Origin of the sequence: Streptomyces parvus, from assembly GCF_014648875.1 — a bacterium.
Lineage (GTDB): Bacteria > Actinomycetota > Actinomycetes > Streptomycetales > Streptomycetaceae > Streptomyces > Streptomyces parvus.
In genome coordinates, this window is the sequence record NZ_BMRY01000010.1 from 59,367 (window position 1) to 80,007 (window position 20,641).

General features: G+C 70.3%; 12 protein-coding genes and 1 tRNA gene. 3 read left to right on the forward strand and 10 right to left on the reverse strand.

The genetic code is table 11. From position 1 onward, the window contains the following. Positions 1–42: 42 nt before the first annotated feature. From IE140_RS27170 to IE140_RS27200, 7 genes are all read right to left on the reverse strand, one after another. Positions 43–762, reverse strand: coding sequence for a DUF8010 domain-containing protein (locus tag IE140_RS27170; RefSeq protein WP_150193394.1), 720 nt, complete (start codon positions 760–762; stop codon positions 43–45). Further along, positions 759–1,181 (reverse strand): acyl-CoA thioesterase, encoded by a 423-nt coding sequence (locus IE140_RS27175; RefSeq protein ID WP_006124496.1) that lies wholly within the window; start codon positions 1,179–1,181, stop codon positions 759–761. The genes IE140_RS27170 and IE140_RS27175 overlap by 4 nt, the downstream gene beginning before the upstream one ends. Positions 1,182–1,186: 5 nt before the next feature. After that, the gene (gene ettA / locus IE140_RS27180; protein ID WP_079134174.1) at positions 1,187–2,851 is read right to left on the reverse strand and encodes an energy-dependent translational throttle protein EttA; all 1,665 of its coding nucleotides are present in this window, start codon (positions 2,849–2,851) and stop codon (positions 1,187–1,189) included. A 125-nt stretch (positions 2,852–2,976) separates the two neighbouring features. Beyond that, positions 2,977–4,473, reverse strand: a complete 1,497-nt coding sequence (locus IE140_RS27185; protein WP_150193395.1) for a Cys-Gln thioester bond-forming surface protein — start codon at positions 4,471–4,473, stop codon at positions 2,977–2,979. A 198-nt stretch (positions 4,474–4,671) separates the two neighbouring features. After that, positions 4,672–5,133 carry a single-stranded DNA-binding protein gene (locus tag IE140_RS27190; protein WP_150193396.1) on the reverse strand — a complete coding sequence of 154 codons (462 nt, stop codon included), beginning with the start codon at positions 5,131–5,133 and terminating at the stop codon, positions 4,672–4,674. 142 nt (positions 5,134–5,275) lie between these two features. Beyond that, positions 5,276–7,153 carry a GTPase gene (locus IE140_RS27195; protein WP_150193397.1) on the reverse strand — a complete coding sequence of 626 codons (1,878 nt, stop codon included), beginning with the start codon at positions 7,151–7,153 and terminating at the stop codon, positions 5,276–5,278. Continuing rightward, positions 7,150–8,793 carry a dynamin family protein gene (locus IE140_RS27200; RefSeq protein ID WP_100564078.1) on the reverse strand — a complete coding sequence of 548 codons (1,644 nt, stop codon included), beginning with the start codon at positions 8,791–8,793 and terminating at the stop codon, positions 7,150–7,152. The genes IE140_RS27195 and IE140_RS27200 overlap by 4 nt, the downstream gene beginning before the upstream one ends. A 306-nt stretch (positions 8,794–9,099) precedes the next feature. Between IE140_RS27200 and IE140_RS27205 the strand changes: the two genes are divergently transcribed. After that, positions 9,100–9,175 (forward strand) — tRNA-Arg (locus IE140_RS27205). 1,141 nt (positions 9,176–10,316) lie between these two features. Here IE140_RS27205 and IE140_RS27210 read toward each other — a convergent pair. Continuing rightward, positions 10,317–11,717, reverse strand: a complete 1,401-nt coding sequence (locus IE140_RS27210) for a tyrosine-type recombinase/integrase (protein ID WP_150193398.1) — start codon at positions 11,715–11,717, stop codon at positions 10,317–10,319. Positions 11,718–12,801: 1,084 nt separating this feature from the next. Between IE140_RS27210 and IE140_RS27215 the strand changes: the two genes are divergently transcribed. Together IE140_RS27215 and IE140_RS27220 are read left to right on the forward strand one after the other, a co-directional pair. Then, positions 12,802–14,952, forward strand: coding sequence for an AIPR family protein (locus IE140_RS27215; protein WP_044374129.1), 2,151 nt, complete (start codon positions 12,802–12,804; stop codon positions 14,950–14,952). 62 nt (positions 14,953–15,014) lie between these two features. Beyond that, complete coding sequence (locus IE140_RS27220) at positions 15,015–15,305, forward strand: hypothetical protein (protein WP_150193400.1); 291 nt, start codon at positions 15,015–15,017, stop codon at positions 15,303–15,305. 12 nt (positions 15,306–15,317) lie between these two features. On the opposite strand, the gene IE140_RS27225 is transcribed toward IE140_RS27220, so the two are convergent. Both IE140_RS27225 and IE140_RS27230 read right to left on the reverse strand, forming a co-directional pair. Beyond that, entirely contained in the window at positions 15,318–16,124 is an 807-nt protein-coding gene (locus tag IE140_RS27225; protein ID WP_044374127.1) for a M48 family metallopeptidase, read from the reverse strand. A 4-nt stretch (positions 16,125–16,128) separates the two neighbouring features. Next, on the reverse strand, positions 16,129–19,713 hold the full coding sequence (locus tag IE140_RS27230) for a type I restriction endonuclease subunit R (RefSeq protein WP_229826927.1): 3,585 nt from the start codon (positions 19,711–19,713) through the stop codon (positions 16,129–16,131). Between the last annotated feature and the right edge of the window lie 928 nt (positions 19,714–20,641).

The window sequence follows — 20,641 nt, forward strand, 5'->3', positions numbered from 1 at the left end:
GGCCTTCGGCCTTCGGCCGCGCCCGACCGCTGCCCGGCTGCCTCAGCCGCGCCCCACGGACAGGCTGAGTCCGCCGGGTCCGCCCAGGCCGCCGGCCGGGTCGCGGCGCAGCGCGGTGGAGCCGAAGGGCGTCCGCAGCCGCAGCCAGCCGCCGGCCGTGAGCAGCGAGACGGGGAAGTCCGGGTCGGGGCGGAGGAAGCCGAGGGACTGGGCGGCGTGCACGGCGCGCAGGGGCAGGTCCGTGGTGCCGACGGGCCGGGACCAGATCTCGCGGCCGATCCGGTCGCGCTCGGCGCGGGTGCGCGACTCCTCGGGCAGCGCCTCGTCCCGCGTACGGAATTCGGCGACGGCCTCGTCGAGGGCGGCGCGCAGGGTGTCGGGGCCGGGCAGTCCGGCCTGCTCCTGCCAGGGCCCCCGGGGCGGCAGGACGCCGGTCCAGGGCGGCCCGGTGACGGGCGCGGGCAGCGCAGCGCCGGCACTGCCCGGCTCCCCGGGGCCCTCACCGGAGACGTCGAGGGACTCCAGCAGCTCTCCGGCCGACACCGTGACGTCGAGCGTCTCGGGGCGGGCCAGGCGGGCGGTGCGGATGGCGAGGACCTCGAAGGAGGGCGGGCGGCCGAACACGGCCAGCGCGTCGCCGCCGCCCGCCTGCAACCGGACCGCGGCGGCCCGGTCGTAGTGGAGCAGCCGCCCGAGGAAGGCGGCGAGATCCGCCGCCTCCCTCGGGTCGGCGAACAGCAGCGACTGCACGGGCACGGTCATGCCGCGGCGGGCTCCTCTGCCAGGTACTGCTGGAGGAAGAGCTTCTCCTCGGCGGAGATCCGCCGGGGCCGCTCCGCCGCCAGGTCGTACGGCACGACGACGGTCGAGGCGCGTACGTACACCTGGTCGTCGTCCTTGATCTCATAGGCGATCGTCAGGGACGCGGCGCCTATCTTCGTGACCCACGACTCGACGGTCACCGGCTCGTGCCGGTGGACCAGCGGCCGTACGTAGTCGATCTCGTGCCGGGCCACGACGGACCCGCCCGAGAACGACGGCGAACCGTCCCCGGGCGCCAGCCGGAACATGAAGTCGATGCGCGCCTCCTCCAGGTAGCGGAGGAAGACCACGTTGTTGACGTGGCCGAAGGCGTCCATGTCCGACCAGCGCAGGGGGCAGCTGTAGAGGTGACGGGCCAAGACGATCAGCCTCGCGTGAGCTTCTTGTACGTGGCACGGTGCGGGCGGGCCGCGTCCGGGCCGAGGCGGTCGATCTTGTTCTTCTCGTACGACTCGAAGTTGCCCTCGAACCAGTACCACTTGGAGTCACCCTCGTAGGCGAGGATGTGCGTGGCGACGCGGTCCAGGAACCAGCGGTCGTGGGAGATGACCACGGCGGCACCGGGGAACTCCAGCAGCGCGTTCTCCAGCGAGGACAGGGTCTCCACGTCGAGGTCGTTGGTGGGCTCGTCGAGGAGCAGCAGGTTGCCGCCCTCCTTGAGCGTCAGCGCCAGGTTGAGGCGGTTGCGCTCACCACCGGAGAGGACGCCGGCCGGCTTCTGCTGGTCCGGGCCCTTGAAGCCGAACGCGGAGACGTAGGCGCGGGACGGCATCTCGACCTGGCCGACGTTGATGTAGTCCAGCTCGTCCGAGACGACCGCCCAGAGGGTCTTCTTCGGGTCGATGTTGGCGCGGGACTGGTCGACGTAGGAGATCTTGACCGTGTCGCCGATCTTGACCGAACCGCTGTCGGGGGTCTCCAGGCCCTGGATCATCTTGAACAGCGTGGTCTTGCCCGCGCCGTTCGGACCGATGACGCCGACGATGCCGTTACGGGGCAGCGTGAACGACAGGTCGTCGATGAGGACCTTGTCGCCGAAGGCCTTGGAGAGGTTCTCGACCTCGACGACGATGGAACCGAGCCGGGGGCCCGGCGGAATCTGGATCTCCTCGAAGTCCAGCTTCCGCATCTTGTCGGCCTCGGCCGCCATCTCCTCGTACCGGGCGAGGCGGGCCTTGGACTTGGTCTGGCGCCCCTTGGCGTTCGACCGCACCCACTCCAGCTCCTCCTTGAGGCGCTTCTGGCGCTTCTCGTCCTTGCGGCCCTCGACCTTGAGGCGGGCGGCCTTCTTGTCGAGGTAGGTGGAGTAGTTGCCCTCGTAGGGGATCGCACGGCCGCGGTCGAGTTCGAGGATCCACTCGGCGACGTTGTTGAGGAAGTACCGGTCGTGGGTGACGGCGACGACGGCACCCGCGTACTTCGAGAGGTGCTGCTCCAGCCAGTTCACCGACTCGGCGTCCAGGTGGTTGGTGGGCTCGTCGAGGAGGAGCAGGTCCGGGGCCTCGATGAGGAGCTTGCAGAGCGCCACGCGGCGCTTCTCGCCACCGGAGAGGTTGGTGACCGGCCAGTCGCCGGGGGGGCAGCCCAGGGCGTCCATGGCCTGTTCCAGCTGGGCGTCCAGGTCCCACGCGTTCGCGTGGTCCAGGTCCTCCTGGAGCTTGCCCATCTCCTCCATCAGCGCGTCGGAGTAGTCGGTCGCCATGAGCTCGGCGACCTCGTTGAAGCGCTTGAGCTTGCCCATGATCTCGGCGGCGCCGTCCTGGACGTTCTCCAGGACGGTCTTCGACTCGTCGAGCTTGGGCTCCTGCATGAGGATGCCGACGGTGAAGCCGGGCGACAGGAACGCGTCGCCGTTGGACGGCTGCTCCAGGCCCGCCATGATCTTCAGCACCGTGGACTTGCCGGCGCCGTTGGGGCCCACGACACCGATCTTCGCACCGGGCAGGAAGTTCAAGGTGACGTCATCAAGGATCACCTTGTCGCCGTGCGCCTTGCGCGTCTTGCGCATGGTGTAGATGAACTCAGCCAAGAGAAACCGTCCGGCAGCAATAGAGGTGTGGGCAGATACACCCATCTTGCCTGACACCCGCCCCCGGAAGGAAACCCGTCCACCCACCGGCACCGGAACCCCGGTCACCACTTGTGGACGGGCGTTCACTCACCGTCGGCGTGCGGCTTCTTCCGGCGGAGGGCGAAGACCGCGCCGCCGCCCACGACGAGCAGGCCGATGGCGACGGCGGCGAGTTTCGGGGTGGCGCTGGAGCCCCCCGTGGCCGCGAGGTCGCCCTCCAGTCCCGACGAGGCGGAGCCGGTCGTGGCCGGGACGGACCGCTCGGCGCTCCGCGTGCCGACGTCGTTGCCCGCGCCGCCCGCCTCCTCGCTCTCCCTCTCCAGGACACTGCCGCTGGTGGCGCAGTCCAGCACCCCGGTGAAGGTGCGGCTGAACCCGGCGGGCCCGGTGATGGTGAAGTCGTACGCCTGGTCCTCGGCGACGGGGACGGTGACCGTGCTGGTCTCCCCGGCGGCGACGGTGTGTTCCTCACCGGCCAGCTCGAAGGTGAACGGCTCGTCGCCCCGGTTGGCGGCCGTGACGTCCACCCCGCCCTTCGCGCAGTTCTTCCGGGCGGTCACCGCCGGGGCGGCGCCGGTCTCGGCCCAGGTGGCGGTGGCCCGGGCGGAGACGGTGGACTCGCTGGAACCGGCCAGGATCTGGGTCTGCGTGCGGCCCGTCCCCGCGAAGGCCCGGCCGACCGGCACCGAGGTGGTGGCCTGGACGGTCAGCGACGCGGTGCCGTCGGCGGTGTCCTTCGGCACGGCGAAGTAGAGCCGGTCCCCGTCGGACGCCTTGGTGACCAGGGCGCCCTTCTTGTCGGTGACCCGGACGCCGCTGGCCGCCGCGTCCACCGGGGGCGACACCGAGACCTGGCCCGCGGCGGTGCGGACGGTCACGGGACCGATCGGCTCCCCGGCCCGGCCGGAGACGGCGGCCGACTCCAGGGTCAGCGAGGCCCGCGGCTCCTTCTCCGGGCGCGCGCTGCGCTGGAGCCAGTCGGCGAGCTTCTCCGCCTGCTTGTCCGACGCGGTGACGTCGGCGTTGTCCGAGTAGCGCCAGATGGCTACCTGGGTCCCGGCGGCGGCGGTCCGCTCCGTCAGCGGCCCGGTACCGGCCGCCTCGGCGAGCGCGGCCAGGTCGTCGACCTGAGGGTAGGAGTGCTGGAGGATCCAGCGGATCCTGCCCGCGTTCCGATTGGCGCCGAGCGAGGTCTCGGCCCAGGGGGTCTCCAGGTACTTCGCCTGGTCCTGGGTGGGGTTGTGGAGGTCGACGCAGTAGGTCTTGAGCTTGCCGCCGCCGTCCACGGTCATCTCGAACAGTCCGGCGGGCAGTTCCTGGGTCCGGGCCGGTGCGCCGTTCTCCCCCGCGATACGGAGCACGGCGCTGTCGAAGGTCTTCAGTCCGTCGAGCACGGCGGCCGCGCCGCCCTGGTGCCGACCGGTGTCGTCGGCGGCCGCCGCCGGTCCGGCGCCGACGAGCGCGGCAGCCGCGACGAGACCGGAGACCAGCAGCGCGGCGACCGGGCGGAGGATCCCGCGGCCGGGATCCGCTCCTGTCGTGCCGGACGACGCAGCGGACGCTGAAGGCGCAGAAAACACAGAATTCCCCTCCGGGCGAGGCCCTCGCGCGTGGTGCGCGTGTGGGGAATGCCTCGCCAGCAGACCCAAGTGACCCGTGAGCACTGGGAATCCTAAAGAACGGGCGGAGGTGAGTCCCCCGTACCGCCCTTCGCCAACCATTCCGAATCGGAATCGTTATCGCGGGATGGCCCCCGCGCACGTCGCCGAACAGCCTTTTCAGGACACTGCGGCCATTGCGCCGGCCTCTTCCCGCTCTTTCGACTGCGCCTCCGCGTCGCCGTCCGTGACACGCCCCGGACGCTCCGTCAGAACAGTTTCCATCCTGGGCGGCCGGCGGAACGCGGCCGTTCCCCGGCTCAGGTCGTGGCCGACTGCGACGGCCTCGACATCGACGAACGTCCTTCGCTGACCGGCCTTTTCTTCTTCGCGCACCTTCAACCGACCGTGCACGACCAGGGGTTCCCCGACCGAAACGGAACCGGCGAGATTCGCGGCGAGCGTCCGCCAGGACCAGACGGTGTAGAAGCTGGTGCGGCCGTCGGCCCAGAGCTGTTTCTCGCGGTCCCAGCGGCGTGGAGTGACGGCGAAACGGAATCGCGCCATTCCTCCGGTGGCCGTCTCCCGGAAGTCCACCGCCGTCGCCGCGTTACCCACCAGGGTCACCAACGTCTCGTTCATTTCCCGCCCCCGCTTTCCGCGTCTTCCGCGTCTTCCGCGTCATCCATGTGATGCCGCGTCACACCGCGCGTACCTCGTCGTACGGCGGTGTGTACGGACTCCATGGTGGGCGCCGGAAAGGAATCGCGTCGGGGCCTGTGGACTACCGGCCGGTTGTGGAAAACTCCGTCACCGTCACGTACCGCTCGCGCACTTCCCGGTAGCGCACCAGCTCGGCCGCGACCGGGTCCAGGACCCTGGCCCGTCCGCAGCCGGCCGCCGCCTCGCGCAGCCGCCGCTCGGCGTCCTGCCCGTACCGTCTGGCGGGTCCCCGGATGGCCGCCGCGCAGGCCCACTCGACCAGCGGGCCGCCGACGACGCCGCCCAGCATGATGAGCGCGGGTGTGACGAGCCCCGGCTCCAGGACGCCGATGATCTGGCCGACGAGCCACAGGCCGCCGAAGATCTGGAGGAGCGTCATCGACGCCTGGGCCAGCACCGCGGCGGGCCACCACTTCGGCCGGGGCGGCTTGGGCGGCCGCCCCCCGAGCCGGTCGACCGTGCTCTTCCCCTTCCCCGTCTCCGTCCCGCCGCCCCGCTTGGCCGCGCCGGGCGCCCCGGCCTTGACCGCCAGCTCGTCCAGCGCCTCGGGCAGCCCCTGCGCCCCGGTGAACGCGGCCTCGCGCACCGCCTGCGCCCAGGGTCCGGGCAGCCCGTCGGCGGCGTCGTCCGCGACGATCCGCACCGCCTGCTCGACCCGCTGCCGGGCCGTCAGCTCCTCCTCGGGCGGGGTGAGCGCCTGGCCCAGCCGGTCGAGGCTGCCGGGCAGGCCCCGGTTCTCGTACCAGCGCCAGAGCCGCAGCCAGGGCGTCCCGCAGGCCCGGCTCGCGTTGCGGCGCCACTCCCGCTCGGCGGCCTGCCCGGCTGCCGCGGCTCCGACGGCCTCGGCCAGCCGGTCGGCGAACTCCTCGCGGGCCCGCTCGCCGAGACCGGGCCGCCCCTGGGCGACGTACACCGTGCGCAGCCGGGCCGCCGCCGCGTCGACGTCGGCGGAGAGGCGGCGGGTGGCGGCGGTGCGGTCCGAGACGAACCGGCCGATCATCTCGCGGAGTTCGGGGACCCCGTCGCCGGTGAGGGCGGACAGGGACATGACGGTGGCGCCGGGTTCGCCGTGCTCGCCGAGCGCGATGCCGTCCTCGTCGAGGAGGCGGCGGAGGTCGTCGAGGACGAGGTCGGCGGCCTCGCCGGGCAGCCGGTCGGTCTGGTTGAGGACGACGAAGGTGACCTCCGCGTGCCCGGCGAGCGGGCGCAGATAGCGTTCGTGGAGGGCGGCGTCGGCGTACTTCTCGGGGTCGACGACCCAGATGACCGCGTCGACCAGGGCCAGGACCCGGTCCACCTGGTCGCGGTGCTCGGTGGCCGCCGAGTCGTGGTCGGGGAGGTCGACCAGGACGAGGCCCTGGAGCGCCTCGTCGAAGGCGGCGGGTCCCGGGTGGGGCCTGCGCCGCAGCCGCCCGGGGACGGCGAGGCGGTCCAGCAGTCCCGCCGCGCCGTCGGTCCAGCTGCACGCGATGGGCTGGGAGGTGGTGGGGCGGCGCAGCCCGGTGTCGGAGATCGGGGCCCCGGCGAGCGCGTTGAACAGGGTCGACTTCCCGCTGCCGGTGGCCCCCGCGACGGCAACGACCGTGTGCCGGGAGGAGAGGCGCTGCCTGGCCGCCGCCTCGTCCAGGACGCGGCCCGCCTCGGCGAGCGTGTCGCGGTCGAGCCGGGCGCGGGAGAGTCCGACGAGTTCGCGCAGGGCGTCGAGCCGGGCGGGCAGCGGTCCGTCGGCGGGGGCGTACGCCTCGACCTGCGGCTCCGCGTCGTCGTCGGCGGGCGCGAGGACGGGCACGGGCTCGTCGGCGTCGCGGGCCGCTGCCGCCGCCGCGCGCCGGGCGATGAGCCCGTCGTCCCAGCGCCCGTCCTTGGCCCCGTCCGGCTTTTCCCCGCTGTCGCCCTTGCTCTTGCCCTTGCCGTGGTCCTCGTCCGTGACGGCAGTCATCGCTGCCACCTCTCCTTCTGCAGTACGGAAAGCGCGGCGATCAGTTCGGCCTGGGGTTCGGGGGCGACGTCGAGCGCGTCGAGCGGGGCGAGGCGGCGTTCGCGTTCGCCGGCGAGGACCTGGTCGAGAGTGGTCGTCAGCAGCTCGCCGCCCTTGTCACGGAGGCGCAGCGCGCCCTGGGCGCCGATGCGTTCGGCGAGCTGCTCCCCCGCCGCACGGGCGCGCCGCCCGCCGAGCAGGGCTGCCGCGAGGAGGGCTGCGACGTTCTCGGGGGCGGGCGCCACGCTGCGGTCGAGCTGGCGCACCTCTTCCTCGGCCAGCTCCTCCAGGACCCGGCGCCACCGGCGTACGGCGACGGCGATCCGTCCTTCGACGTCCTCGGCGGGGCCCCAGCCCCCGGCCTCGCGCCCGGCGTCCTCGAAGCGGAACAGGGCCCCGGCGGGCTCGCGGCGCCAGTGGGTGCGGATCTGTTCGTCGGCGGCGGAGACCGAGCACTGGAGCAGGGCCACCAGGCTGTCGACGAGGGCTTCGAGGAGTTCCTCGGGCGAGCTGTAGAGGGGGTGGCCGCGCCACCGGGTCCGCGCGTCCCCGGAGAGCACCGCCCCGTTCTTCAGCCGGCGGCGGATCCGGGTCGCTTCCTTGCCGTACGCCTCGTCGACCGCCCCGGTGAGCCGTACGGACGCGGCGTACTGGGCGGCGACGGCGGAGGCCAGGGCGGGCATCCGTACGTTGAGCGACTCGATGACGCCGGAGGCGGTACGTCCCACCGCCTGCTGCCGGGCGGCGGGGTCCTGGGCCCGGTGGGCGAGCCAGGCGCGCAGCGGGGCGACGGCGCTGGTGGGGAGCAGTCCGCTGCCGCCGCCGGTGGACTCGGGCAGTTCGGGGATGGTGAAGCGGGGTACGTCCCCGAGTCCGGCCCGGGTCAGCAGGGCGGCGTACTGCCGGGAGACCTCGGCGATCACCTGGTGGGGCACCCGGTCGAGGACGGTGACGAGGGCGGCGTCGTACTCCTTCGCGGTACGCAGCAGGTGCCAGGGGACGGCGTCGGCGTAGCGGGAGGCGGTGGTGACCATGACCCAGACGTCGGCGGCGCAGATGAGTTCGGCGGCGAGGACGCGGTTGCGGACGACGAGCGAGTCGATGTCGGGGGCGTCCAGGAGCGCGAGCCCACGGGGCAGGCTGACGGCGGTCTCCACCCGCAGGGCGGCATCGCCGTCCTCTCCGCGTGCCGCGAGATCGTCGAGCCCGTCGGGGTCGGGGGCCTGGCCCGGCGGCAGCCAGATCCGGGTGAGCTGCGGCAGGACCCGTACGTCCGCGAACCAGTGGTGGTCGTCCGGGTGGCAGACCAGCACCGGGGTCCGGGTGGTGGGCCGCAGCACTCCGGCCTCGCTGACCCGGCACCCCACCAGGGAGTTGACCAGGGTGGACTTCCCGGCCCCGGTGGATCCGCCGATCACGGCGAGCAGCGGCGCCTCGGGGTCCTTGAGGCGCGGCAGGAGGTAGTCGTCGAGCTGGGCGAGGAGTTCGGCCCTGGTCTGCCGGGCGCGTTCGGCCCCCGGCAGGGGCAGTGGGAGACGCACGGCGGCGACACGGTCGCGCAGGGCGGAAAGTGCGTCGATGAGCTGAGGCCGTACGTCCATGGTCACCACATGCGAAGAATGCCCAATTTTGGAGCCTTTTTGAAGCGTATAGACCCCTCTGCGCGGCGGTTCCACCCTCTGGACAGAGTCAGGACAGAGGGGACGAGTGGGGCAGGGGCATAACGAGTGCACAACACCCGGCGCGCAGCGGGCGAAAAGCGCTGCGGGAATCGCACCTACCTGCGATTATCGGTTCGCTTCACTGAACCTCCACATCGTGCCACGCAGGTGAAGCAACCGGGTCCAGGGGATCGGAGCCCTATCCTTGTCCCGGCACGGCCACGGAACCACCGATCAGGACTCCCGGCCCCCGTAGCTCAGTGGATAGAGCAGGCGCCTTCTAAGCGCTTGGCCGCAGGTTCGAGTCCTGCCGGGGGCGCCAACATTTCGCAGGTCAGCGACCTGCGGAGCCCTTCATGGGATCACCCGAGCAGTGGCTGCACGTCTCCCGGGAGGGCGTTTGTCCGTGTTTGCAGGGCGAGTGCCTTTCACTGGGCCCCCTGGCCCGGAGCGTTCGCATGGGCTCCGTTTCCCGCGTTTTCCCTGGTCAAAGCCCGTGGTCAAGATATTACGAGGCCGACGCATCCGACTGACACCGGCCGCCTACGGGTATTCATCCCACATGCGTCCCACGCCAGACGCCCCTCTGTCGGAGCCACGCCCCCTTCAACGCGGAGAAAAGCGCAGGTCACCGAGGCCCTCGAAGGCGTCCTTGAACGGACAGGGCAGGCGCTGCACGGACGCCTGCTCCATACCAGCGCGTCAGGACGGGCCACTTGGCCGACTGGTTGCTCCGGCCCCACCCCGGCCGAGAGCGGCGAGTGTGAACTCCCTCTCGTCAAGCGGCGAAACTGCGGCGCTCACTGACGAGCGCGTGGACGTGCCCGCGGCCGTCACAGCTCTGGTCGACTTCCTGGAAACGGACGGGATCCTCGACCCCAGGTCCGACAGCCCGCAGGCGCCGTACAAGGTCGCCGCCGCAGAGCGTGCCGGGTGGCGCCAGGACATGTTCGACCCCCGGTTCATGGGCACGGCCAAGTTCGTCATGCTGTCGGCCGCCGCCCAAAGCGTCGACGTACGGGAGGAAGAGGCGCTGGACGTCTCCTCACTCGGTCCGCGACGGCCGGGGCGGTCTCGACGAGGATCAGTTCTCGCAGATCGCCCAGCGGCAGCGGATGGAGGAAGTGTTCGGCGCGGCCGATACCTTCGCCAGGGCCGGCAGCCTGCTGCGAGAGCGCACTCCCGCCATCGCCCCCGTCACCCTCGCGCCGCTCGAGGAACTTCGGGAGCAGGCGGACGGTTCGGTACTGCGCGGACTAGATGGTGTGAGCTTCCCGAAGTGCCCGAGTTCCCAAACGTCTGCGGATCGCCGAGGCGACCCGGTTATGCGCACCGGCTACCTCCACCTGGCGGACGACCAGCCGGCCCAGACCGCCACGTCATGGAAGCCCATGGCAGTGACCGGCCAGCCCACAATCGTCCTCCCCGAGATCGGGCCACATGCCGGATCCGTGTCGCCGTTCTTAAGGACACGCCACGCCGGACTGTCGGGCGTCCGTCTCTACACAGGGCAGCGCTTGCGCGGCCTCGACGCGGTGGAGGACGTCTTGGGCCTGCCCGGAGACGCACTGTGTGTACGCCGCGAACAGCATCGCGACGCTGGTACCGCCCCACTCGGCCACCTGAGCCGGCGGCACCCCGTTGTTCAGCCACACCGTCAAGCAGGTATCACGCAGGTCGGCCACCCGCCGCCCGGCCGAAGAGTGGTACTCGGATGTGGACAGCACCGCTGCACGCGCTTTGCCCCACACCCTGCGGTAGACCGATCCAGCCAGGGGCCCGCCCCGCTCACCCGCGAACAGCAAATCCCCACGAGCCAGGCTGTCGACCTCGATCAGGTCACGAAGGATCTCCACCAGCTCAGGATGCAGCGGCACCACGCGAGTCTCACCCTCAGGCCGCCCCTTGAGACACCGGCTCTCGCGCACCTCACCGTCATCGGACCAGCGAGAGCCGACCTCAGGCGTCGCGGCACGCACCCGCACCTCACCCCAGCACCGTTCCGGCAGCACCACTTCGCCCACCCGTAAGGCCCGCGCCTCCTCCGGACGCAGACCCGCGTAATAAAGCGTCGCGAAGAACGCCCGATAACAGCGGCCCATCCGCACCCGACGCCCGACCCACTCCAGCAGGACTGCCGCCTGAACGCCGTTGAGCAAGCGGCGCGGGTCCACCTGCTTGGTCACCCGTGGAAGGTTGTTAAGCCCTTTGGGCAGTGGATTGGCCGACAGGATGCTCCGCCGCACCGCGTACTCCATCGCCACATTCAGAACTCGGCGGTGCCGCATCCTCGACGAGGCCGCCGCGACGGAGTCGTCAAGACGGTGGTACAGCGCCCGCAGCACATCGTCCACCACCTCCGGGTCCTCCCAGACCTCCATGACCGGCGACTGACGCCTGATCCAGCCCAGCACGGCAGCAATATCGTCCGGCGCGGAAGTACGGCACCGCGTGTTGAAGGCCCACTGGAACAGCGCTGTCCGCACTTGCTGCCCCCTGACCCCACGAGGCAGCCTGCCGAGCAGCGCCTCCGTGGTGATCATCAATACTCGAGCGGTGTTCCGACGCGTGTTCCCCGAGGACTGCGACCAACGGGAATCCACGAAATGTACGGCGAAGTCGTACCAGTTCACCGACGAGGCCGACACGCCGCGCCTGACCGGCAAACCGGTGACCACACCGAACGGCACACCCTGGTGCACCGCATGCAGCAGCTCCGCTCGAAAACCGTCCGCCAGCGCATACGTCTGGAACGTCCTGCCGCGCCTGCGCCCGGCCACCGACCAGCGCACTCCGAAAGAAGCCCGCTGCTGCCCCTGCCGACTCTCGATCTGCCACACCCTGACGTCATAGGACGTATCCACGGACCCACCTCCCGCGAAGCCCTCACCGACGGACCCGGCAAAGCGCCGCCCACGCCGACCGGATTTACCCCCTCAGAGGTGTCTACCCTATGCGCCGTCTCCCACGGCAGGGCTCAATCGTTCGCCCGCTCCCCCACGCGAACCGCGCTGCCAACACCTCGGCCGACGACACCGCCGACCACGCACTCGCCAACCCGAAACCGCGAGCCACGCCCGACCCGCGCATCCCATAAGCGACCCATACCCCGTCCGACATGACTTGCAAAGAAGGACATGCCGCCACCGACCGACGAGAGCTAGAGCCAGCGGACAGGCTGGTAGTTCACCAACAAACCCTGGCTGCTGTTCACTGAAGTGGGGTCATGTCGTCGTGGTGCGGCGAGGCCGCGAAGGCGGGGTGTCGGGGCAGACTGCACGATCCGTACCGCCGGTGCTCCCAGGGCGGGGAGACGAGTGGCTCGACAATCCCGAGGTGGAGTCGGGGCACGGGCTGCCGTTGGTCGCTTGCTCGCACCACGGTGGCGGGTCACGGGGGTAGCGCCGGTCGGTGCGCAAGTTCGCTGCTGGGTTTTGCCTCGGTACGAGAACATGGTCTGACAGGCCGAAAATGTTGCTGGTCGGGGCTCCAGGAGTCGACGTTGCGCCTACCCTGGAAGCGAGTTGATCGCCTGCGGCCCGATCGTCCGGTTCCGATGTATTGCCGAACGCTTTGTCACCGGATCCGACACGCCTGAATAGGGGATCGGCCTGTCGGCGTATCCACTCGGACAAGGACGTTCGAGAGCGGGTGGGGCATGGCGACGGAGCGCGAGCACATCGGGGCGAGCAGGCCCGAAGGACACTGGACTGCAAACGGAATCTGCCGGTGCTGGCAGCGGTTCTTCGAACAGAGGTCGAGCCTAAGAGGTTTGACCCGGCTGGAGTTCACCGAGCACATCGCATATCTACTCTTTCTCAAACTCGACCACGCGCGAGGCCAGGCGCAGAGGAGCTTCCAGGTCGTGCTCAACTCGCTCAGCTGACGCTCGTTCCCATGCCGCCCTCTTTCGCCGCTCTCGCTCCCCATTAGCCGTACAGGAAAGCCATGAACGCGACTCCCCAGCAGCCCGCCGTGCCTGCCCCAGTCCGCCAGACCGCGCGTGCCTTCGACATGACGTACTCCGGCCTCATCGACATGAGTGACTTCGGTAACCGGCCGCCTGACAAGATCCAGCCAGCGTTCCGCTCCCGCGCTCTGGCAGCGCATGCTGTGCGCATCATGACCGGGTGGAGCCCCGAGCAGGCGGCCGACTGCGTCATCGACGGTGGCCAGGACCAAGGGATCGACGCCATAGCCATCGACGAGGCGAACGCCCACATCTACCTCGTGCAGGCAAAGTGGAGCCCTGAAGGGACGGCCAAGGCGGACGAGACCGCTGTGCACAAGCTCTTCGCGGGGCTTACCCTCATCGACTCCGGGGAATCCGCCCAGTTCAACCCCCGCGGACAGATACTCGCCAAGCGGGCACACGGCCTGATTGGCGAGAAAAGCACCCGAATCACCCAGGTGATCGCCCTAATGGGCGTCAAGCCGCCTTCGCCGGGTGTGCTGCAGGTCATCAAGAATGGCGAGAACGAGTTCAACTCCCACGGTGAATACGTCGACCACCGCTTCCTGCATGCCCCCGGCATCCACGGCCTGGTCTTGAAGGACCAGCAGAGCGAGCCCGTCACGCTGACAGCGACGCTCCACCCCTGGTTCAGCGTGTCCTCGCCCTACCTCTCCTACGAAGGCGTCATACAAGCCGAAGAAGTCGCGGCATGGGCCGAGCACGGCAATGCACTGTTCGCCCGCAACATCCGCGATCCGCTGGGGCTCACTCCCATCAACAAGGAACTGCTGAACACACTCGTCAGCGAGCCGTCCCACTTCTGGTACTTCAACAACGGCATCACCGTCCTGTGCGATTCCTTCGAAGCAGTCCCTGGATCGCAGAAGTTCCCCGAGCGCCATCCCGTCCGCATCACCGCCAAGGGCGCAAGTGTCGTGAACGGCGCCCAGACGGTGCGTTCCGTCATCGACGCAGCCGAGCAGTCCGATGAAGCGGGGCTCGCTCAGGTCACCGTCCGGTTCATCGTCACCGGCGGCGACACCGATTTCGCCAACCGCACAACCCAGGCCACCAACCGGCAGAACCACATCACCGAGCGTGACCGGATCGCGCTCGAGCCCGTTCAGGCGGTGCTCATCAAGGAGTTCCGTGCAGAACTGGGCCTCGTGTACAGCGTGCGCCGCAGCGAACTCGAACCCCAGGACGACGAGGGCTGCTCCGTCGTGGAAGCCACGTGCGCGCTCGCCTGTGCCCACAGCGGCAGCCGGTTCGCGGCCCGGCTCGTCGCGTCCGGCACCACCGATGTGCTGTGGGAACGAGGCGGCAGCGGCATCTACGACCTCCTCTTCCGGTCCGTGCCCAGCGTGTACGAAACCTGGAACGCCGTGAACATCCTGCGGGCGGTGCGCACGGCACTGCGTGCGGAACGCGAACAGTACGCCGGACGCGCGGCCGCCGTCATCGACGACGGCACGTTCCTCATTACCCACCTAGTGTTCCGGCAGCTCCTCGCGCAGGACGCCGGCATGGGCGAGCCGGACCAGTCACTCACCTGGGCCACCGAAGCCAAGAAACAGGTGCCCGACCTGGTCAAGCATGTTGTCCCGGCGCTCGTACAGGCTCTGGACGGAGTGGGAACCCGGTCGAGCCTGCAGCGCGTGTGCGCTGATCCGGGGCAAGCCGCCGACCTCGTGACCGCGGCCCTGGCAGCTCTCGAAGGCGACGGAGCCGAGGACGCCGCCGCGCAGTACCGACGCGAGCAGAACAAAGCTCGCAAGCGCCGCAGGCCCAACGCAGTGCACGTCATCGTCGACAAGGGCGCTCTGGAAGAAGGAGCACCGCTGCATCTGGCCCTGTACCTGCAGCCGGAGAAGGATGCGCTCGCCTCATGGCTCGACTCCAACCCGCGGCGGGCACTTGCGAAATGGACCAACACCAATCGGGCACGCCCGATCGTCTGGGCCGCCGACGGCAACGCCTACTCGCCCAGCGGTCTCATCGCACGGATGTGGGAGCTGGCCGAATGGGAAGGGCGCCCCGTATCGAACCAGGGCACCGCCCGCTGGGCCACCCAGGACGGAGAGACCCTCGCCATCCTCGCCCGGCGGCTTCTCAACAGCATGGAGGAAGAGGAAGACGAGTGATGACGAACGAGGCCACGGGTTTCGAGCCGTGACGCGTCCCCGTCGTTTGCGGTGACAAATAAATGCCATATAGCACAAACAAGGCGTCGCCATCCTGCACGCGTGGCCGGCGGGTCCCGACGCCACCCGGCCGCGCCGCGTCGACGCGCTGGGCCCGGCGCGCCACGCGGGAAAGCCCCGTCCCCGCCCGCGAGCGCGCGGCCCGAATCATCGCCGGCGGCGACTTCGGCGGCCCGGACCAGCTCGTCCTCGGCTGGGGCCCCGCCTGGATGTCCGACCGCTGGTGGATCCTCTCCGGCCCCGCCGGTTCGAGGGGCTTCACCTTCCGTGCCGACCAGCTGCGACGTCAATGAAGAGAGCCCCCTTCAGCGCAGGTCTCCCATCCACATTCGCCGCCCCACCTCGTCGAGCTCGGCCCGCCGGGCCGCGTACTCGGGCAAGGCGAGGCCCAGGAGCCGCCAGAAGGCGTCCCCGTGGTCCGGAACCCGGACGTGTGCGAGTTCGTGCGCGATGACGTAGTCGACCAAGTGCATGGGTAGCTGGAAGAGCGGCCAGCCCAAGGCCATCAGCCCTGGCCCGCCCCTGCGCGCATCTGGCCGGTACGACCCCCAGCGGTCTTGGAGATCGCGCACCTCCAGCTCCGGTTCGGCCACCGCCATGCGAGCCGCCCATGGCTGGAACCGGTTGACGGCCCAGGCGCGGCCAACCCGGGCGTACCAGTCAACGAGGGCCGCCCGCCCCGCCGGCGGGTGCTCGGCGAGGTGCTCGGCCATCACGAGCCGCCCGGCCATCAGCCGCACCCGGCCGTCCTCGGAGGGGCCGTCGGAGATCGCCAGTCGGTAGGTCCTGCCCAGGTAGCGGAACACCTCGCCGTCGGCCAGGTGCTTGGCCGGGTGCAGGGATCTGGTCCGCTCCCGCTCGCCGAGCTTCGTCGCTAGCCAACCGTGGTGAGCCCGGACGAAGTCCTCGGCCTCCTCCACTGTGCGGTCCGGCGGAGTGTGCAGGGTCAGGGTGGCGTCGGGCTCCACGGTCAGCGCGAACCGCTTGCGCCGGGGGTGGGCGCGGACCCGCAGTGAGAACCCGTCGACGTCGATCGACGCACCCCCTGGGCGGGAAGCCTCTGCCAGGGTGTCCCAGCTGCTGTCGGCGTGCTTCTTGGCGGGTGCGGTCACCCGCCTATTCTCCTCTCGCCCTGCCTAGGAACTGGCGGCGGTTGTCGTTCGCGAAGGAAGCGAGTCGCTCAGCCATCGCCTTCAGCGGAGCCCAGTCCTTGCCCGCGGGCCGGAGCCCGCCTGCCAGCAGCCTTCCCTGGATGACCCCGGCCAGGGTGGCCAGGTCTTGGCTCTGGCCCTGGTAGGACACCTTCACCATCGTCTCGGCCGCCACGTCGCACAGCTGACCGACGAGCGGGCGGATGTCGTCCCCAGTGTTCCTGACCTCGCTCCTGTCCGCCATGAGCTGGACCAGCAGGCGGTAGGTCCTCTGCTCTAGCGGACTGAGGCCGACGAGCTCCGGGTCCTCCTCGTGCCCCTGCCTGGCCTCCTCGATCAGGCGTGCGAACTTCTCGGCCTGCTCCTCGAACCGGTCGGGAGTCGTCCGAAGGATCTCCTCAAGGCGTGCCGACAAGCGCTGGTACTTCTCCGGGTCCTCCCGCCGGACCCGCTCCTCCAGGTGGAACCGCAGCGCGTGGCCCATCTCTGCCGCAGCCTCGCGGGGCGGCAGACCGCGCACTGCGTCGTCGAAGCCGTCCGCGGTGATCCATACGGGCGGGATCGCTTCCTCGATCTCCGGCCCCTCCAGGTGCTCGGCGATCATGGCCCGGACCTTCCGGCCGTACCTGCGGAGGGTGAACGTGCCGCCCTCGGCATCCCGGAACAGGCGGCGCACGCGCTTCTGGAGCAGCCCCCAGTGACGGGCGTCGTTCACGTAGTCGAGGGCAGCCTCGTGCGGCAGTACGCGTTCCATCGTGTCAAGGAAGTCGTGCAGTGCTGTGTCGAACGCGAGCCGGGTGTCCTCGTCCTCGAACCGGTCCAGGGCGGCACGCAACCGCACCGGGTCGGTCAGGTCGGCGTCCGTGACGCCGAGGCCCCGAAGGAGGCCGCGCACGGCAGCGGCAGCGGGTTCGAGACCTTCGATCTCCACCGACATGCTGCGCATCGTGTCGTGCTGGTCGGCCTTGCGGTATCCGGCCAGCGCCTTGTTCAGATGGCCGAAGACGCCGTAGTAGTCGACGACGTAGCCGATCTCCTTGCCTGGGTGCGGCCGGTTGACGCGGGCGACGGCCTGGAGCAGTTCGGCGCCGCGGATCGGGCGGTCCAGGTAGAGGACCTGCTCGCGGGGGGCGTCGAAGCCGGTGAGCAGCATCGACTTCACGATCAGCATCGCGATGGGGCTGTCGGGGTGCACCGGGTCGGGCACGACCCCGCGCGGGGACGCAGGGGGCTCTGTGACGGCGTGGGACCAGGGATGGTCCGCGTTCCGCTCGGCGGCCTCTGCTTCAAGGGTCGGGGCCGGCGGAGTCACAGCAGTCGTCGGGGCCCACACCGAGTCGGGGGGCAGCAGTGGGAACGCCTTTTGAAAGCGCGCGATGTACGCCTCTTGCCGCCTGGAGTCGGTCCACTCCGCCCACTGACCGTGCTTGCTGCCGGTGCTCGGCGAGATGACGGGCACGAAATCGACACGGCGCAGCAGGGCCCGGAACTGGTGGGCCTGGTGGAGATAGCGCAGCCGGCCCTCCAGCTTCTCCGGCGGAGTGCCGGCGACCGACTCGGGATCGTAACCGTCCAGTTCCTCCAGGAGCCGGTCGCGGGCCACCCGCAGCGCGTAGTGGTACTCCACGGCGGCCTTCCGGCTGACGGCCGCGACCTGCGCCTTGAAGCCTCCAGGCAGCACGCTGGTCACCCAGTGCTTCAGCATGTCCTCGGCCTTGGCCGCGATCATCGGCTCGGACTCGGCGACGTCGCTTCCGGTGGGCCAGCGCTTCAGCAGCGCGGCCTTCTCCTCCGGCGTGCGGTCGCGGACCAGGTCGTCGAACCGGCGGTCGAGGCTTGCCCCGTCCTTGACCTCTCCCTCACCGGTGCGCCCCTCGTAGCGGATGCGGACGACGACCTCATCATGCTCGGCGTCCTCCATCCGGTACTCGTCCAGGAAGCCGCGCGGGGAGTCACCGCGCCCGAAGATCCGACGGGTGTCCTCCTCCCGCCCAGTGGTGATGGGCGTTCCGGTGAACCCGATCTTCGCCGCGTTCGGGACGGCTTTGCGCAAAGCGGCGTGCAGCACGCTGGTGTGCGAGCGGTGCGCCTCGTCGACCAGAACGAGCATGGCGGGGGACGTGTTGCACTCCGGGAAGTTCGGCACGGGCGGCGCCACCTCGGCGCGCGTACCGGCGCGGGTCCGCTCGGCCTCCGCGTACTCCTCCGCCAGGTCGCGGCCGTCCTCGTCCTGCTCGGCGTCCCCGGAGAAGTTGAGCCCGACCCCGTACTTCTGGATCATCCCGAAGACGACCCGCCGGCCGCCCGCCCGCAGCAGGCCCTCCAGTTCGGTGCGGGTGTCGGCCGTCACGACCTCGGACCCGCTCGTGTCCAGCGCCTCGGTGAGCTGCGTCTGCAACTGGGTGCGGTCGGTGACGACCACGATGGTGAACTCGCTCAGCCTCGGGTGCGCGTGGACCCGCCGAACGAGGAAGGTCATGGTCAGGCTCTTGCCGGAGCCCTGGGTGTGCCAGATGACGCCGCCGCGCTCGTCCTCGGTCATCGGCCCGCTCCGGGCCCGCCCATCGAGCAGCCGCCGTACGGCCTTCTCTGCGGCCCGGTACTGCTGGTGACGGGCGACGGCCTTGACGGTCACCGTGGCGCCGGAGTCGGTCTCGACGGGCAGCTCGATCACGTAGTGCCGCACGATGTTGAGCAGCGCTGCGGGACGCAGTACCACGCCCACCAGCTTCTGCTGCTCGCCGAGTGCGGCCGGCGCGGACCCGTCGGCGTCCGGCACGAGCCCCGCCGTAAGGAGTTCACGCCGCAGGGTGCCGCCGACCTCGGGCGCGACGCTGCGCCAGGGGTCGAAGTGCTCGGGACCGGAGGTAACCGTCCCCAGGTGGGCGGTCTCACCGGTCGCCGCAACGAGCAGCTGCACGGTGCGGAAGAGCTCGGGTACGCCGGCGGGCCGGGTTCCCTCCCCTGGACGGGCCCGCGCTCCCTCCTCCTTGACCGGGTTGCCCGCGTAGTGCCGAAGGTCGAGAACAGCCTCGCGGATGGGCTCGGCGAGGTCGGGACTCTTGCACTCGACGGCGACGAGCGGGATGCCGTTCACGAAGAGGACGACGTCGAGGACAGAGTCCTTGCCCGCGCGGTTCCTGACCCGGAGCTGGTCGACCACGGTGAAGTTGTTGAGACCGAGCCGGTCAGGATGCCACTCGATGTACTGCACCGTGGCCGATGCCCCGCCGTGCCCGGCGGAGGGCTTACTCAGCACGAGTCCGCTAAGCAGCAGTCCGGTGGCCGCCAGGTTGGCCTTAACGACCCCCTCGCCCAGCGGAACACGGGCGAGTGCCGAGATGGCGCGATCGATGTCGCTCGCGCCCATCCAGGGCACGCCGTCCAGGGCCCGGGTGTTGATCCGGCGCAGGGCAGGGTCGAGAAGGTCGGCGAGCAGGGGCGTGTCGACATCGAGGGTGCCGATATCGCGGCCCGACCGGTGCGTCCACCCCATCGCCTTGAGCTGCGCGACCAGCGGCCGCTCTACCTCGTCCCGCTCCACCTGCATCACCACGAACCCGCGCCTCTCCCCATACGTCCCCTGGAGATCCATTCTGCGCGGCGGCATGGGGGCGCGCCAGGAGCACGGGAGAGAGAGCGGTGAACAGAGGTGTAGACGTACCGGATTGCGATGGTACGTCCGCCCGGAGGCACGCTCCGACCAGCGCTCGGCGGCGCTTCCGCGGGGTCCCGACCTCCTTCTCTTCCCGCTCCGGAGGCGGTTGTCGGCCAGCAGGCCGGCGGCGTGGGCGTGCAGCTCGGCGGTCATGTCGAGTTGGAGGTTCTCGACGGTAACGGCGACGCGGGAGATGCGTCCGGTGCCGTCGCCCATGACCTAGCAGGGCTTGCCCTCCGGCGTGGTCCAGGGCAGGAGCCGTTCTGCGTCCGCGGCCGACCGGGCGGCGTGCGTGGGGATCTGTCCGGCGGTCTGCCGTGCATGGCCGGTCACACAGCCACCTCCACGGATGAAGCGGGGCCCGACATTGACGCCGTGCACGGCGAGCCACAGCGCGCGGCGCCGTGCGCGCTGCCGTCGGGCCTCCGCTCGGCGTTCGCGGACGATCCCGTACCCCTGCCCGGCAGCGACTGGACGAGGCGCGGCCCGCGCGAGCGGGGAACGGGGGTGGTCAGCGGGCGGCCACAGGAACCGCGGCAGCGGCAATAGGGGAGGGCAGCCAAGTGCAACATGTCGCCAACTCCGTGTGCTGATGGCCATTGTTGATGGCCATGCCCCCGGGTCGTTTCCGCGACGCTCGGGGGGGCTTCAATGCGACGGAGCCCCTCCGGACGAGCGCATGTATGCACATCCCTGTGTAGCGATCCACTCATAGAGTGAGACGGGGCGGTCTAGGCTCGCCAGGGGTTACAGGCGGCCAAGTCATCACACGGGAGCTGACGATCCCCCGACAAGCTGGTCCGCCTTCGTCAGTCCTGCA

Bases quoted from the DNA above. Each gene is read 5' to 3' on its own strand.
- IE140_RS27170 (WP_150193394.1), bottom strand. From the start codon at position 762: ATGACCGTGCCCGTGCAGTCGCTGCTGTTCGCCGACCCGAGGGAGGCG.
- IE140_RS27190 (WP_150193396.1), bottom strand. From the start codon at position 5,133: ATGAACGAGACGTTGGTGACCCTGGTGGGTAACGCGGCGACGGCGGTG.
- IE140_RS27195 (WP_150193397.1), bottom strand. From the start codon at position 7,153: ATGACTGCCGTCACGGACGAGGACCACGGCAAGGGCAAGAGCAAGGGC.
- IE140_RS27200 (WP_100564078.1), bottom strand. From the start codon at position 8,793: ATGGACGTACGGCCTCAGCTCATCGACGCACTTTCCGCCCTGCGCGAC.
- IE140_RS27215 (WP_044374129.1), top strand. From the start codon at position 12,802: ATGAACGCGACTCCCCAGCAGCCCGCCGTGCCTGCCCCAGTCCGCCAG.
- IE140_RS27220 (WP_150193400.1), top strand. From the start codon at position 15,015: ATGCCATATAGCACAAACAAGGCGTCGCCATCCTGCACGCGTGGCCGG.
- IE140_RS27230 (WP_229826927.1), bottom strand. From the start codon at position 19,713: ATGCAGGTGGAGCGGGACGAGGTAGAGCGGCCGCTGGTCGCGCAGCTC.